The organism is Winogradskyella sp., assembly GCF_016744625.1.
Taxonomy (GTDB): Bacteria; Bacteroidota; Bacteroidia; order Flavobacteriales; family Flavobacteriaceae; genus Winogradskyella.
In genome coordinates this window covers 53,925-54,219 of record NZ_JADGDZ010000017.1, presented here as the reverse complement: position 1 = coordinate 54,219, position 295 = coordinate 53,925, and the positions used below count along the sequence as shown (strand labels likewise).

The window sequence follows — 295 nt, the reverse complement described above, 5'->3', positions numbered from 1 at the left end:
ATTTAGCACCTTCTTAGTAAGTCTAAGGGTTGCTAAGGTTTCAAAGGGTCTAATCCCTCCACCTTTCTTGATAACATTTCAGTAAGTGCTTTGAACTTTGTGAATACAAATATTGTTTCAGAATAATTCAAAAGCAAATTAAATCATAAAAAAAGTGAAATAAATTTACATTTCATTTAATTTATCTACTTTTGTACATCAAAAATTAGAGGAAAAATTTGTCTGATTGCAACCTCTGGCGCTGATATAATTCAGCCGAAACAAAAATGCTAAAGCAGTAAGTTTAGTACTTCTC

General features: G+C 30.2%; 1 riboswitch.

The window, feature by feature from the left end:
* A riboswitch (SAM riboswitch) is annotated at positions 1 to 77 on the bottom strand. This riboswitch is flagged as partial in the annotation.
* Positions 78 to 295: the final 218 nt, after the last annotated feature.